We start from the raw sequence: 14,179 nt of genomic DNA on the forward strand, positions 1-14,179 counted from the left end.
TGTCATCGCTCACCGTCCACCAAGCTGCACGTAGGCCGCCCAGGCCTGCTGCCAGGCCAGCATCCCCTGCTGATCGAGCATGCCCTGCTGGTAGAGCTGGGCGTACTGCGCCAGCAGTTGAGCGTACTCGCCAAGCAACGCCTGGCTCTGATCCTGCTCGCCTCCGCCGTCCGCCACCGGCGGCTTGAGCGAGGCGCCCGACGGCGCCTGACCGGTGGCCAGCACAAAGGGCTGCAGCGGCTGGGCTGGTTGCATCGGTTGCATGGGCTGGACAGGCTGGTTGCCCCAGCCCCCCGGTAGCGGATTCTCGAAGGCCTGCTTGCCGCCCACGGGGCCTTCCACCAGTTGCTTGGTCGGCACTTCGAAGATCTGCTTGGGAGGCGGGTCAAGCGGCTTCCATTTGCCCGGCTCCAGGCCTGGATCCTTGCCAAAGTCCTTGGGGTTGTCCTTGGGCAACTCCTTGCCGCCGTCCTTGATGCCATCCTTGATCAGGTCCTTCGGTCCCTCCTTGACGCTCTCCTTGACCGGCTCCTTGACGAACTCCTTGGGGTTATCCTTGGGCCGCTCTTTTGGCGGATCCTTGATCGGTTCCTTGGTGAACTCCTTGGGGGTGTCCTTTGGCAGCGCCTTGGGGTGCAACGGCGTGCACGACACCATCTCGCCAATGGCGCTGCGGGGGCCATCCAGGCAGGCCTGCATTCGTGCCACCTGGCCCTCGGTGAACATCACCATGGTGTCGTCGTCGACGTAGTCCATGTAGTTCATGAACATGTCGCCATCGGGGCCGTTGTCGCAGGACACCTTGGGAAAAGTCGGCTTGCCCAGGTTGGCGCCGCCCTGGTTGGGGGTGTCGTCGACGAAGTCCGAGCCAGAGCAGCCGGTGCCGTCGTCTCCCCAGATATGAAAGAGATTGAGCCAGTGGCCTATCTCGTGGGTAGTGGTGCGCCCCAGGTCGAACGGCGCCCGGGCGGTGCCCATGTTGCCGAAGCCGGTGTAGGTCACCACCACGCCGTCGGTGGCGGCGGGACCGCCGGGGAACTGGGCGTAGCCGAGCAGGCCACCGGAAAGCGGGCAGACCCAGATATTGAGGTATTCGTCTGCGGGCCAGGCATCCTTGCCGCCGCTGGCGTCGGCCTTGACCTTGTCGTCATCGACAAAACCGCTGACGTCGGTGCGGGTGCGGGTGATGCCATCGGTGGGGTTGCCGTCGGGATCGCTGGTGGCCAGCGCAAACAACAGCCTGGCATCGGCGGCCACCGGCGCGAAGGGCGCAGGTACCGTCGAGATGTCGGCATTGGCCTTGCGAAAGTCCTCATTGAGGATCTCGATCTGGCTGTCGATCTGCTCCCGCGAGATGTTCTGCTCGTCGGTGTTGTAGACCACGTGGACGACCACCGGGATGCGGGTGCACCCCGGACGCTGGACGATGGTGCCGCGCATGGCACGAAAGGCGTGTTCCTCGATGCGCGATCGCCGCCTGGCATAACCGGGGTCCTGGTCCAGCAGTCGCCGGTGAACCGCCATGGTGCCACAACAGCGACACCGTTCCGGATGGGTGGTGTTATCGGACATGCAAGCCTCCCCGCCGGCCAGCCGGTCGGCGTCGTGAGTACAGGTTCAATGGCCAGCAACTGGCCTCAAGTGGCCCCACAACGCACGGTATTGGCGGCGTTGGTGGCCTCAATGACGGGTAATGATCAGAAGATCGTCCTCCAGCGCATCGATATCGTAGTCACCGTCCCAACCGGGCAGTGTCAGGTGCAGTTGATCGCCATCACGCCGCCACTGACCACGGGCATCGCAGGCAAGGCGGTCGGCGGCGTCCCCGGTGTGGAGCTCGACGGCGCCGTCCTGGTGCAGACACAGGCGCCTTCGCGGCATCCGCGAGGGGGTGACAGCCGGCGAATCCGGGTGCCGCAGCACCGTGCAGTCGCCGATGCCTTCCTCGCGCATCTCGATCCAGTCTCCGCACAGGTCCTTTGGCATCACATCCTCCTGATCGGTCTTGTCTTGCTTTACCTGATCTTGTCTTGCCTGTTCTCGTCTCGCCGGGGCGTCACTCGATCACTGGCTGGGTGAGTGGCTGGCTGAGTGGCTGGGTGAGCGGCCTTGCCACTGGCTCGTTCAACGGCCCGTTGACCGAGACCGTCGCTCCCATTCCCTGCGCGAGCGCAGCAACTCCAACCGCTGCCAGGCCTGACGCCAGCCGACGTCCAGCTGCGCCGACCAGACACCTTGTCCCTGCCAGCGACGATACTGGGCCAGCAGGGCTTCATGATGGGCCTCGAGCTGGCGCCAGGGGTCGCCCAGGTGGTGGCGCTCGTCGCCACGACAGTGGCATTCCGGCAGGGGTGGGGCGTCGACCGCGTGCAGGCCGGCGCTGGTGGCCACAAACCCCAGGTTCATTGCCACGATCTTCATGGCGTAGGACGGATCCACCGTGGCCAGGACATCGTTAGGTCCATGGATGGCGTCATTGGCGCCGTCGGCCCCTTCGATGGTCAGCACGGCGGGTATGCCGGCGTCGATAAAGGGCACATGATCACTGGCAAAGGGGTTGAGCGAGACCTGCAGTTCGAGATCGGTGAAGCGGCCTCCCGACGCACTCAGGCCATCAATCATGTCCTGGCTGAGGGGCGCGCCTTCCAGCAGTACCGCCGCCGGTGTGGCGTTGATCGAGCCGATCATGTCCATATTGAGCACCCCGGCGATGCGCCCCCGCTCGGCAGCGGAGAGTCCCGCCACGAACTGGCGGCTACCGTGCAGCCCCTGCTCCTCGCCGCCGAACAGCACAAAGCTCAGGTCATCATCGAAACGCTGCCCGGCCAGCACCTCGGCCATCAGCATCAGCGCCGCCGAGCCACTGGCGTTGTCGTCGGCGCCCGGCGCCGGTGCGGACGGACCGCCCTGATGGTTGACGCTGTCCAGGTGAGCGACCACCAGCCAGTGACGGGGGCTGGCGGCCTGCCCCGGCAGCCGCGCCAGCAGGTTGATGCTGCTGGCGCCGCCGGGCAGCGATACCTGCTGGCGATCCACGGCCAGCCCCGCCGTGGTCAGCTGAGACTCGGCCCAGTCCACCGCCTGAGCGTACTCGGCGCTCGATGATAGGCGCGTCGGATAGGACACCAGCTGACTCAGCAGGGTGACGTAGCGGGCCTGGGAGGCCGACGCGACGACAGCGTCGACGGCCCGGGATCCTGCGGCGTCGCGACGAGGCGCAACCTGGCGAAACAGACGGGTCGATTCGCGTAAAGGGAACAGGCGGAAGCAGGGCGCTTCACTTTGCTCAAGGGGCTTGTTGATCCTGTTGGCCTCGGACCTGGGCAGGTCCACCACCAGATAGCGCCCCGCATCCAGCAGCACCGGGACCTCGGGATGGGCCTGCTGGAACAGCCGACCCTTCTGGCAGACACCGTGCAGCCTTCCCTGGCCCAGGTCCTGGACCATCGCGTCATCGGCGTCATGCAGGCTCGTGGCCTCGCGGACGGCCCGCCAGCGGGCGTTGGCGGCGACCAGCAGCCGTTTGCGTCCAGCCTCCACCAGCCAGCCACCGGCTTTCTCGACGCGCTCGGTCAGCGTCGCGTCGCCGCTCCTTGCCTGATGCTGTTCGACCTTCATGTCGACTCCCTGCCGTCAGCGCGTGCACCGAACCATCGGTTTCGGCGTCGCCACGACGACCGCCGCTGAACCGAGGAATGGGGCTCAACGGACTTAGTCGGGTGGTACTGAACTACTAAGGTAGTTCGTTCCTCACTCGCCGCCATCACTCGTCACGACAATCACGCGTCGACATCGGCATGATCACTTGCCGGTGAACACATGCCAGGCTATTGATTTTCAATCAAATGTTAAGCGCAGTGGAGAGTTTTGAAGAGATCAGCCTGCTGGTCGTGTCAAAAAAAGAGCACAGAAAAACAGTACACTGCGTATAGGTGAAACTTCTTCAACAGAAATGCGCTAAAGCTGAGCGCTTTTTCACAGTGGTAAAATTAACAACACGATAGCTCGCCGTGGCGCTGGAGAGCGCCCCGGCTCGACGACACATAACCGTCACTTACCCGCATTTTAGCCCTATCTAATCGACAAGATTGACGTTTTAGGCGCTAGAACCCACCTTTCGGATGCCTTATACTTTTGTCGTAAATTTACGATCTCGACACCCGTCGGGATCGTTTTCGTTTTCCAGGAGGCCCGATGGCAATCTCCATCACCCATCTCAGAGCTCGTCATCCTCGCCTGGCGGAGCTCGCCCTGGCCCTCGGTGGCTTTGGCATCGGTACCAGCGAGTTCGTGATCATGGGCTTGATGGAGCGTGTCGCCCAGGACCTGTCGGTCAGCGCCGCCGACGTCGGCTACGCCATCTCCGCCTATGCCCTGGGGGTAGTGGTCGGTGCGCCGCTGATCTCGGCGCTGGCCGCGCGGGTGCCCCGGCGCACCCTGCTGATCTGCCTGATGCTGGTGTTCGCCGTGGGCAACATCGCCAGCGCCCTGGCGACCAGCTTCTGGCCCTTTGTCGGTCTGCGTTTTCTTGCCGGCCTGCCCCACGGCGCCTACTTCGGCGTGGCCGCCCTGGTGGCCGCAGCAGCGGTACCGGTGGAAGAACGCGCCCGAGCCATCAGCCGGGTCATGCTGGGGCTGACCAGCGCCATCGTGATCGGCGCGCCACTGGCCACCTGGGCCGGCCAGTGGTTCGGCTGGCAGTTCGCCTTCTTCGCGGTGGGCGTCGTGGCCTTTGTCACCATGGGCCTGATCAAGCTGTTCGTGCCGCGTCAGCCGCATGACGTCAAGGCCAGCCCCAAGCGCGAACTGACCGCCCTGGTCAAACAGCGGGTGCTCTACACCCTGGGCGTGGCCAGCATCGGCTTTGGCGGCATGTTCTCGGTGTTCAGCTATGTGGTACCGACCCTGCGCGCCCAGGCCGACATGCCCGAGATGGTCGGCCCCTGGGTGCTGGCGATCTTCGGCATCGGCGGCATCATCGGCAATCTGGTGGGCGCCCGGGCAGCGGACAAGAACCTGATGAAGGCGGTGCCGCGCATCCTGCTGTGGTGCCTGGTGGTCCAGGGCGCCTTCTACTTTGCCGCCGACAACCTTTACACCGGCATCCTGTTCGTCGGCCTGGTCGGCACCAGCATGGCGCTGGGTCCGGCGCTGCAGACACGCCTGATGGACGTGGCCGGCGACGCCCAGACCATGGCCGCCTCGATGAATCACGCCGCCTTCAACTGCGCCAATGCGCTGGGCGCCTATCTGGCCGGGGTGACCATCAAGGCCGGTGCGCCCTGGTCCTCCAGTGGCCTGGTCGGCGCCGGGCTCGCCCTTGGCGGCCTGGTGGTGTTCTATATCGGCCTGCGCGCCGAGAAGCGCAGCGACAGGCGCCGCGCCGCGACCACCGACTGCGCCAGCGAGAGCTGATCGTTCGCCCAGGGCTCAGGCACCGCCTTCGTTGAGCGGAAAGCGCAATGTCAGGCGCCGCCTTCGCCAAGCGAGAACCGCAATGACAGGCGCCGCGCCCTTACCCAGGCGGCCCAACCGCCCATGGCGACGAACCCCACCAGCCCATGCATTGCGCTGTGACGCCACCAGGGCCTCATGCCACCGACCAGAAGTAGCGCACCACGTGGAAGAAGATCGGTGCCGAGAAGATCACCGAATCCAGACGATCGATAAAGCCGCCATGTCCCTCGATCAGGTGACCCCAGTCCTTGATCCCGCGATCGCGCTTGATCGCCGACATCACCAGCCCTCCGACGAAGCCGAGCAGCGCGATCATCAGCGCCAGCAGCGCCGCCTGGCCCATGGAAAAGGGGGTCATCCAGGCCAATCCGGCCCCGACCAGGGTGGCACTGGCCACCCCGCCGAGGAAGCCTTCCAGGGTCTTGGAGGGCGATAGCCTGGGGGCGATACGCCGGCGCCCGAGCAGCTTGCCCCAGACGTACTGCAGGACATCGCTGAGCTGCACCACCACGATCAGAAAGGCGATCAGCAGCACGTTGCGCCCCTCGTAGCCGGGGATTTCCAGGCTCAACAGCGCAGGCACGTGAGAAACGCAGAAGACGCACACCATCAGCGCCCACTGGACCTCGCTGACCCGCTCGAGAAAGCCCTGACTATCCCCTCTCAGGGCCGCCACCACCGGCAACAGCAGGAACGCGTAGACCGGAATGAAGATCGAGTACATGCCGTAGTACTGGTGCCAGATGAACAGGTACTGCACCGGCAGCACCACGAAGAACACCAGCGCCAGGGCCCAGTGATCGGCCCGTCGTGACGGCACCAGGCCGATGAACTCGCGCAACGCGGAAAACGAGGCGAAGGCAAACAGCAGCACCACCCCGGTCCTGCCACCGAGCAGGGCGATACCCATCAACAGCGTCATGATCCACCAGGAGCGGATGCGCTGGTTGAGGTTCTCGATCACCTCGTTTTCGCCCTCGGGCGAATAGCGGCGGGCCAGTACGAAGCCAACGCTACTGGCCACCAGCAATATCCCGACGATGGCGGCGAGCAGGGTGCCGAGACCGGCGGGAATCACGATATCAGTCATTCGGCGCCCCCTCCCTGGGGCCAGATGCCTCGGTGGCGGAGCCTGGGGTGCTGTTAGCTGGGGTGGTAGAGCCAGGGGTGGTAGAACCTGGATGAGCGGTGTCGGGTGGCGCGGTGTCGGGAGACACGGGGTCGCTGGGAACGCTGGCCCCGGCCGGCGCCAGTGCCTGCAGTGCTCGCTTCGCCCGGGCGAGAAAATCGGCCTTGTCCTCGCCCTCTATCCGAGCCAGCGGCTCGCCGTAGTTGAGCGTGCATAGCAGCGGCAGCGGTACCACCTCGCCCTTGGGCAGCACCCGATTGAGGTTATCGATCCAGACCGGCACCAGTTCTACCTCGGGATAGTCGCGGGCCAGGTGGTAGAGCCCCGGCTTGAACGGCAAAAGGCCCTTGTCATCGGTATTGCGGGTGCCCTCGGGAAACAGAATCAGCGAGTCGCCGCCGTCGAGCGCTTCACGCAGCACCGCCAGGGGGTCAGGTTGGCCGGGCTTGCGCTGACGGTCGACCAGCACCCCCTTGAAGACATCGTGGATCAGAAAGCGCCGCAGCGGTGACGCCAGCCAGTAGTCGGCACCCGCCACGGGGCGGGTGCGCGCCCGCAGGCGCGGCGGCAGGGTGGTCCAGATCAGCACGAAGTCGCCATGACTCGAGTGATTGGCAAAGTACAGCCGCTGACGTGCCACCGGCGCGACCCCCGACCAGACCGGCCTGGGCGCCGTCACCAGCCGTGCCACCAGCCGGATCAGCACCCCCGTCAACGCCGCCCGCCAGGCTGTTCCTTTCATGTCTTTTGCTCCCCTGCCAATGCTCGGACGTTGTTCCGCCCCGGCTGAATGACGCTCCCCGGATCCCCCGCCGCCATCGGCTTGCCTTTTTCCGATCCCGCCGCACGCCCAGGCGGTCCCGTTTCCCTCTCCACGGCGCTTTTTCACGGGAGTTCAGGGGGAATTCACGGAGAGTCCAGGGGGAGCGATGGCCCCACCGAGCGACGTCGCGGGTCAGCCTGGGCGGATGCAGGCCCAGGCCCAACTGTGCCATACTTCGCCACCTTGTCGCCCGCGAAGTCGCCCGCGAACGGCGCTCGATCCCCAAGGCCTCCAAGTGAAGACCCCGCCCATGTCCCAAGGTACGCTGTTTATCGTTTCTGCCCCTTCCGGCGCCGGCAAGACCAGCCTGGTGCGTGAATTGATCGAGGGTCTCGACGGCATTCAGGTCTCGGTCTCCCACACTACCCGCCCCATGCGCCCGGGCGAGGTCGACGGCGTGAACTACCACTTCGTCGACATGGCCACCTTCGAGGCGATGATCGAGCAGGGTGACTTCTTCGAGCACGCTCGGGTCTTCGACAACTGCTACGGCACCTCGCGCAGCGCAGTGGAAACACTGCTGGCCGCCGGTCAGGACGTGATCCTGGAGATCGACTGGCAAGGCGCCCGCCAGGTTCGCGAGCAGATGCCAGAGGCTGTCTCGGTGTTCATCCTGCCGCCTTCGCGGGAAGAGCTTGAACGCCGCCTGTCGAGCCGCGGCACCGACGACCATCAGGTGGTCAGCGCGCGCATGCGTGAGGCGGTCAGCGAAATGTCCCACTACAGCGAATACGACTTCCTGGTCATCAACGACGACTTCACCACCGCACTGGACGAGCTGCGCGCCCTGGTAGTGAGCCAGCGCCTGGCCACACCGCGCCTTGGACAGCGCCATGCCCCGCTGCTCGAGGCGCTTCTGTCCGACTAGAACAGGCTATCAAAGGCAAGTCGCCGAGGAGCGCGGGCAACCCACGGCTCCCACGGCTCGCTTTTCGGCGCTGCAACCAGACCCCGGCGTCTTGTCACAGGCGGCGTGACTCGAGTAATCTAGCCTGTCACTTCGCAGGTGCAACCCCCGGGCGCAATCGTCGACGGGGGCACAGTCCGTCTCGCCGACCGCGAAAGGCCAGCACCTGCCCGACACACCGTCTGTCAGATCAGGAAGGGCCCAATGGCGCGAGTTACTGTCGAAGATTGTCTGGAACACGTCGAGAACCGTTTCAAGCTGGTGATGATTTCCACCCAGCGCTCCCGGCAGCTGGCCCGTGGCTCACGCGACGCGCTGCTTCCCTGGGAAAACGACAAGCCCACGGTCATGGCTCTGCGCGAGATCGCCGAGGGCCTGATCGACCACAGCGTGCTGGACGAGCCGGTCGAGGCGCCCAGCCGCTTCCGTCCCGAGTACCAGGCCTCGCCCTCCGAGGAATGATCGTGCCGAAGGCGGCCGCAGGTCGCCCTTCGGACCTCTCATCACGCAGTCAGGGCACGCCACATGTTCACGATCGACGATCTGTCTGACCGACTCGGAGGCTATCTGCCCGCCGAGGAAATCCAGCAGGTCAGGCGTGCCTTCTATTATGCCGAACAGGCCCACGACGGCCAGCGTCGTCGCTCCGGCGAACCCTATGTGACACACCCGCTGGCGGTGGCCAACATCCTCGCCAACATGCACATGGACCATCAGAGCCTGATGGCGGCCATGCTGCACGACGTCATCGAGGATACCGGGGTCTCCAAGGATGCCCTCGCCGGGCAGTTCGGCGAAGCCGTGGCCGAACTGGTCGACGGCGTCTCGAAGCTCACCCAGATCACCTTCGAGGACAAGGCCGTCGCCCAGGCGGAAAACTTCCAGAAGATGGTCATGGCGATGTCCCGGGATATCCGGGTAATCATCGTCAAGCTGGCCGACCGGCTGCACAACATGCGTACCCTGGGCGCGCTGCGCCCGGACAAGAAGCGCCGCATCGCCCGGGAGACGCTCGAGATCTATGCCCGGGTGGCCAGCCGCCTCGGCATCAATACCATCAGGGTCGAGCTGGAAGACCTGTCGTTCCAGGCCATCCACCCGATGCGCGCCGAACGGATCAAGCGCGCCGTGGCCAGCGCCAGAGGCAACCGTCGTTCGGCCATCCGTCAGGTGCAGAATGCGTTGCAGACCCGGCTCGACGAGCACGAGCTCAAGGGCACGGTGATCGGGCGCCAGAAGCACCTGCTGTCGATCTATCGCAAGATGCGCGACCAGCGAAAGTCCTTCGCCGAAATCATGGACGTGTTTGGCTTTCGCATCATCGCAGACGACGTCGACAGCTGCTATCGCATCCTCGGCATGGTGCACAATCTCTACAAGCCGGTCCCGGGGCGCTTCAAGGACTACATCGCCATCCCCAAGGCCAACGGCTACCAGAGCCTGCATACCACCCTGTTCGGCAACAGCGGCATGCCCATCGAGGTCCAGATCCGTACCCGGGAAATGGAGGCGATGGCCAACAACGGTATCGCCGCCCACTGGCTGTACAAGGCCGGGCAGACCTCCCACCCGATCGCCGAAGGCAGCCGCGCCAGGGCCCGGGAATGGGTCAAGGGGCTGCTCGAGATGCAGCGCCATGCCGGCGATTCGCTGGAGTTCATCGAACACGTCAAGAACGACCTGTTCCCCGATGATATCTACGTGTTCACGCCGAAAGGCGACATCATGGAGCTGCCGCAGGGCGCTACCGTGATCGACTTCGCCTACGCCGTGCACACCGAGATCGGCAACACCTGCATCGCCTGTCGTATCGACCGCCATCTGGCCCCGCTGTCATCGCGCCTGGAGAGCGGCCAGACGCTGGAGATCATCACCTCTCCGGGCGGCAAGCCGAACCTCGCATGGCTCAATTTCGTCGTTACCGCCAAGGCGCGTTCGGCCATCCGCCATGCGCTCAAGCATCAGCAGCATACCGAAGCGGTACAGCTGGGGCGCCGCCTGCTGACCAAGGCGCTGGGCGAGTTTGGCGTGCATCTGGAGGACGTCGGCGAAGACGTCATGGCACGGCTGCTCAAGGAGATGGAGCTGCAGAGCGAATCCGCCCTGCTCGAAGCCATTGGCCTTGGCAATCGCATGACCCAGGTGATCGCCCGTCGCCTGGTAGAACTGCACCGTGGCGAGCGAATCTCCCATAGCGAGGCCGCCGAGGACAGCTCCAGGGTCACCATCAGCGGCGTCGAAGGCATGGTGATCAAGTTTGCCCGCTGCTGCCACCCGCTGCCGGGAGACCCGATCATCGGCCATCTGTCGGTGGGCAAGGGCATCGTGGTACACCGCTCCGAGTGCCGCAACCTGCAGGAATTGAAGAGCGACCCGGAGAAGCTGCTGACGCTCAACTGGTCGGACACCATCGACGAGGACTTCCCCGTGGCGCTGCGACTCGAGGTCGAAAGTCGTCGCGGCCTGGTGGCCGAGCTGGCCGGCCTGATCACCGACGCCGACGCCAATATCGAGCGCATCGGCATCGAGGAGCGTGACGCCCGTCTCTCGATCGTCAATCTGACACTTTCTGTGCGTAATCGGACCCATCTGGCACGCATCATCAAACGACTGCGTAATCTTTCGCATATCGGCAAGATCTCTCGACTTGGCAATTGAGCCCCGACGCCAGGGCCGTCATCCCGATGACGGCCCTGGTGGTGGTGTTGCTATTTGCCGCTGACACGACATCAGGAGTCAACAATGAGCAACAAGGCTGTCATCAACACCGACCAGGCGCCCGCCGCCATCGGCCCCTACGCCCAGGCCATCAAGGCCGGCAACACCGTCTACATGTCTGGCCAGATTCCGCTGGACCCGGCCACCATGGAGTTGGTTTCCGAGGACTTCGAGGCCCAGGCGCGCCAGGTCTTCACCAACCTCAAGGCGGTGTGTGAAGAGGCCGCAGGCTCGCTGCAGGACATCGTCAAGCTCAACCTCTACCTGGTCGACCTGGACAACTTCGCCACCGTCAACAAGGTGATGGAAGAGGTCTTCACCAAGCCGTACCCGGCGCGTGCCGCGGTCGGCGTCAAGGCCCTGCCCAAGGGCGCCCAGTTCGAAGCCGAGGCGGTGATGGTCATCGGCGACTGATGGACGGAGCCTGAGGTCAGGGTCCGAGGCGTCTGGATTTCCGGCCTCGCTCCCTGCCTGGGCAACCCGGGGATGCGACTGTTTCTTGCGCTCACACCGCCGACTGCGCTGCGCCAACGTCTCGGCGGGCTGGCCGACCGGCTGCACGCCGAACTGGGCGGGCGCCGCATCCCCGACGACAACCTTCATCTGACGCTGGCCTTCCTCGGTGAGCAGAGCGACACCACCGCCTTGAAGCTGCGTCGCTGGGTCCAGCGCTACCCCTGTGCGCCCGGTCGGCTGACCCTCGACCACGTAGGCTACTTCCACCGGCCCGGCATCGTCTGGATCGGTCCTTCCTCTCCCCCCGATTCCCTTCTCAAGCTGCAGAGCGACCTGTCGCGACAGCTCACCCGATGGGGCCTGCCCCACCAACCGCAGCAATTTCGTCCCCATGTATCGTTACTGCGTAGTGCGATGACTCAATCAGCACAACCTTTATCAGAAGATTATTTCTGCTGGCCTTATACTTCAATTCAACTAATACAGTCATCAATTAGTCATGAAGGCAGCCGATATACCACGCTCGCAACCAGTCGATAACTCGGTATAGGTAGCTCTGCCATCTGACCGATAGTGGCACCCTTGAGCGTAGGCTCCGGCCAGGCACAGGAACACCACCTTTCGTACACCCGGAGGGTCTGCCTGTTGACCGATCTACCTGGGGTTGGCCCATCGACAAGAGCTTTTCCGCTGTGCAGAAACCTCACAGCTATGCAGAAGAATGTGACCTGAATCACGAACGATGGTGGGACCCGGGACTAGCGTATTACAGCACAGCAACGTCAACGATATCCGGGCAAGACGCGACAGTGGCACGAGTGCGAATGCCAGTGTCGAAAGCCATTTGCAAAAGACAATAACGAACAGCGCTCGGGCCAGCCGGATTCACGACCCGAGGACACAACAAGGATAGGGGAATCGCCATGACTACCTCACTCGCCCGCCCGCTGGCCTGCTGCCTGCTCATGGGACTCGCCTCTACCGCCACGGCAGGCCCCACCCTCGGCCTCGGCTCCACCAGCGAGGGCACCGGGGCACTGGATCTGGGCTACGACTGGACCTTCGACCTGAGTCGCTACCACCCCTCACTGGACCTGCGCCTGGGCACCGGGGTGATCCTGTTCGAAGGCGACGACCGTAGCGCCAACCAGGCCTTCTACCTGCGTCCTGCGCTGCGCTACAGCTGGGACCACGTCTTCGTGGAAGGCGGCATCGGTGCCTCGGCCTTTATCGATACCCATATCGAGGACCGGGATCTGGGGAGCTCCTTCCAGTTCGAGGATCGTCTCGCCCTGGGTCTACGGATGGGCCCCTACGGGGATCTGTCGATCAGTGCCACCCACTACTCCAACGCCAGTATCAAGGAGCCCAACGATGGCTTCGAGCTGTATGCGCTCAACTGGCGCCTTGCCTACTGAGGCCTTGCCTACTGAAGCCTTGCGGGATGTGACCGACAAGGGTCAGACCCTGGCGATGCATTCGGCGCACTCGCGACACAAAAGCGAATACGCTTTTATCGGACAAGACGTGCGCTGCACTATCTTGTCATGCCATTTTTAACGGTGACTCCCCGTTCGTCCTGAACAAGACGGAGCCAGCGATCGCCTCCGCGTTGCCACTACCGCAAAAACTGTCCGCAAGAAAAAGTCGATAAGAAAAAGCCCGCAACCTTGTTGCGGGCTTTTTCTGCTAACTGGCCGGCAGTTTTCCATTGCCGGCCATGCGCTGTCGGACCTTGCGCTGTCGGTCCTTTTGAAACCCTCGTCGATCCGGTGCTCGACGCCGGCCTTACTCCACCACGCCGGCCTTGAGAAAACCGCCTTCCTTCAGCACCTGGGTATAGCCGTCGCGGAAGGTCGGGTAACGGAAGCGATACCCGCTGTCGATCAACAAGCTGGAGTCGCAGCGCTTGCTGGCCCTGCGACGCAGCGGTGACTGGATGGTTTCGGTACATTCCACCTTGAGCTGTTTCGCCAGCCAGGTCATTACCTCGTTGAGTGGGGCCGGCTCGGTGTCACTGGCCAGGTACAGAGGCTCGAGGGTGGCTCCCTCCAGCGCCTTGCCGATCAGATGGGCCAGCACCCCGGCGCAGTCATCGCGGTGGATACGGTTGGAGTACATTGTCGGCGACGCCGGCGCGATGCGGCCCTCGCCCACCTGGCGGATCAGGCGATCACGCCCAGGGCCGTAGATGCCGGAGAAACGCACCACGCTGCCAGGCAGATCATGTTCGATCAACGCCTGCTCGGCCTCTCGCATCAGCACACCGGAGAAACCGGTGGGTTCAGCCGGGCTGGTCTCGTCCACCACCTCGCCGTCACGCTGGGCGTAGACGCTGGTGGAGGACACGAAGAACACGTGGCGAGGCGCCTTGTCACGGGTGGCCATGGTCGCCAGTACCGCCTTCAGGCCCTCGGGGTAGGCGGCGCGATAGGCTTCCTCCTCGAAGCGGTCGGCGCTGACCACGTAGACCAGGATGTCGGCATCGGGCAGTTCAGCCAGCGTCTCGGGGTCGGCAAGATCGACCTTGACGCCTTCGATACCCGAATCCGCCAGGCGCTCGGGCCGGCGACGCGCGCCGATCACCCGGTGTCCACTGGCGAGCAGCTCGCGTCCCAGCGTTATGCCAATGTCGCCACAACCAACAATCAGTGTCGTTGTCTTCACCTTTACCGCGTCCCCCTGATAT

The 14,179-nt window shown here is 64.2% G+C and carries 13 protein-coding genes; 7 read left to right on the forward strand and 6 right to left on the reverse strand.

The window, feature by feature from the left end; genetic code table 11:
• Window positions 1-9 precede the first annotated feature (9 nt).
• The 3 genes from C9F12_RS16155 to C9F12_RS16165 all read right to left on the reverse strand — a co-directional run bounded on the left by C9F12_RS16155 (window position 10) and on the right by C9F12_RS16165 (window position 3,618).
• Window positions 10-1,572 carry a M43 family zinc metalloprotease gene (locus C9F12_RS16155; RefSeq protein WP_205254713.1) on the reverse strand — a complete coding sequence of 521 codons (1,563 nt, stop codon included), beginning with the start codon at window positions 1,570-1,572 and terminating at the stop codon, window positions 10-12.
• Window positions 1,573-1,680: 108 nt separating this feature from the next.
• Complete coding sequence (locus C9F12_RS16160; protein WP_045991662.1) at window positions 1,681-1,986, reverse strand: hypothetical protein; 306 nt, start codon at window positions 1,984-1,986, stop codon at window positions 1,681-1,683.
• A 138-nt stretch (window positions 1,987-2,124) separates the two neighbouring features.
• Entirely contained in the window at window positions 2,125-3,618 is a 1,494-nt protein-coding gene (locus C9F12_RS16165) for a M28 family metallopeptidase (RefSeq protein WP_108449557.1), read from the reverse strand.
• A 576-nt stretch (window positions 3,619-4,194) separates the two neighbouring features.
• Here C9F12_RS16165 and C9F12_RS16170 point away from each other — a divergent pair.
• On the forward strand, window positions 4,195-5,415 hold the full coding sequence (locus C9F12_RS16170; RefSeq protein ID WP_108449558.1) for an MFS transporter: 1,221 nt from the start codon (window positions 4,195-4,197) through the stop codon (window positions 5,413-5,415).
• Window positions 5,416-5,590: 175 nt separating this feature from the next.
• On the opposite strand, the gene C9F12_RS16175 is transcribed toward C9F12_RS16170, so the two are convergent.
• Together C9F12_RS16175 and C9F12_RS16180 are read right to left on the reverse strand one after the other, a co-directional pair.
• Window positions 5,591-6,547 (reverse strand): phosphatidate cytidylyltransferase, encoded by a 957-nt coding sequence (locus tag C9F12_RS16175; protein WP_108449559.1) that lies wholly within the window; start codon window positions 6,545-6,547, stop codon window positions 5,591-5,593.
• Window positions 6,540-7,328 (reverse strand): lysophospholipid acyltransferase family protein, encoded by a 789-nt coding sequence (locus tag C9F12_RS16180; protein WP_108449560.1) that lies wholly within the window; start codon window positions 7,326-7,328, stop codon window positions 6,540-6,542. The genes C9F12_RS16175 and C9F12_RS16180 overlap by 8 nt, the downstream gene beginning before the upstream one ends.
• Window positions 7,329-7,659: 331 nt before the next feature.
• On the opposite strand from C9F12_RS16180, the gene gmk reads away from it, so the two are divergent.
• The 6 genes from gmk (at window position 7,660) to C9F12_RS16210 (ending at window position 12,908) form a co-directional block, all read left to right on the forward strand.
• Window positions 7,660-8,277: a guanylate kinase gene (gene gmk / locus C9F12_RS16185; RefSeq protein ID WP_045991659.1), complete on the forward strand. Its 618-nt coding sequence runs from the start codon at window positions 7,660-7,662 to the stop codon at window positions 8,275-8,277.
• A gap of 243 nt (window positions 8,278-8,520) precedes the next feature.
• On the forward strand, window positions 8,521-8,778 hold the full coding sequence (gene rpoZ, locus C9F12_RS16190; RefSeq protein WP_045991658.1) for a DNA-directed RNA polymerase subunit omega: 258 nt from the start codon (window positions 8,521-8,523) through the stop codon (window positions 8,776-8,778).
• 63 nt (window positions 8,779-8,841) lie between these two features.
• Window positions 8,842-10,974, forward strand: coding sequence for a RelA/SpoT family protein (locus C9F12_RS16195; RefSeq protein WP_045991657.1), 2,133 nt, complete (start codon window positions 8,842-8,844; stop codon window positions 10,972-10,974).
• Window positions 10,975-11,058: 84 nt separating this feature from the next.
• On the forward strand, window positions 11,059-11,448 hold the full coding sequence (locus C9F12_RS16200) for a RidA family protein (RefSeq protein ID WP_108449561.1): 390 nt from the start codon (window positions 11,059-11,061) through the stop codon (window positions 11,446-11,448).
• Between the two features lie 72 nt (window positions 11,449-11,520).
• The gene (thpR, locus tag C9F12_RS16205; RefSeq protein WP_108131979.1) at window positions 11,521-12,030 is read left to right on the forward strand and encodes an RNA 2',3'-cyclic phosphodiesterase; all 510 of its coding nucleotides are present in this window, start codon (window positions 11,521-11,523) and stop codon (window positions 12,028-12,030) included.
• A 383-nt stretch (window positions 12,031-12,413) separates the two neighbouring features.
• Window positions 12,414-12,908 (forward strand): acyloxyacyl hydrolase, encoded by a 495-nt coding sequence (locus C9F12_RS16210; protein WP_052704262.1) that lies wholly within the window; start codon window positions 12,414-12,416, stop codon window positions 12,906-12,908.
• A gap of 370 nt (window positions 12,909-13,278) precedes the next feature.
• Here C9F12_RS16210 and C9F12_RS16215 read toward each other — a convergent pair whose 3' ends face one another.
• Window positions 13,279-14,157: an SDR family oxidoreductase gene (locus tag C9F12_RS16215; RefSeq protein ID WP_108131978.1), complete on the reverse strand. Its 879-nt coding sequence runs from the start codon at window positions 14,155-14,157 to the stop codon at window positions 13,279-13,281.
• Window positions 14,158-14,179: the final 22 nt, after the last annotated feature.

This window comes from Halomonas sp. BN3-1, from assembly GCF_003056325.1.
Lineage (GTDB): Bacteria > Pseudomonadota > Gammaproteobacteria > Pseudomonadales > Halomonadaceae > Halomonas > Halomonas litopenaei.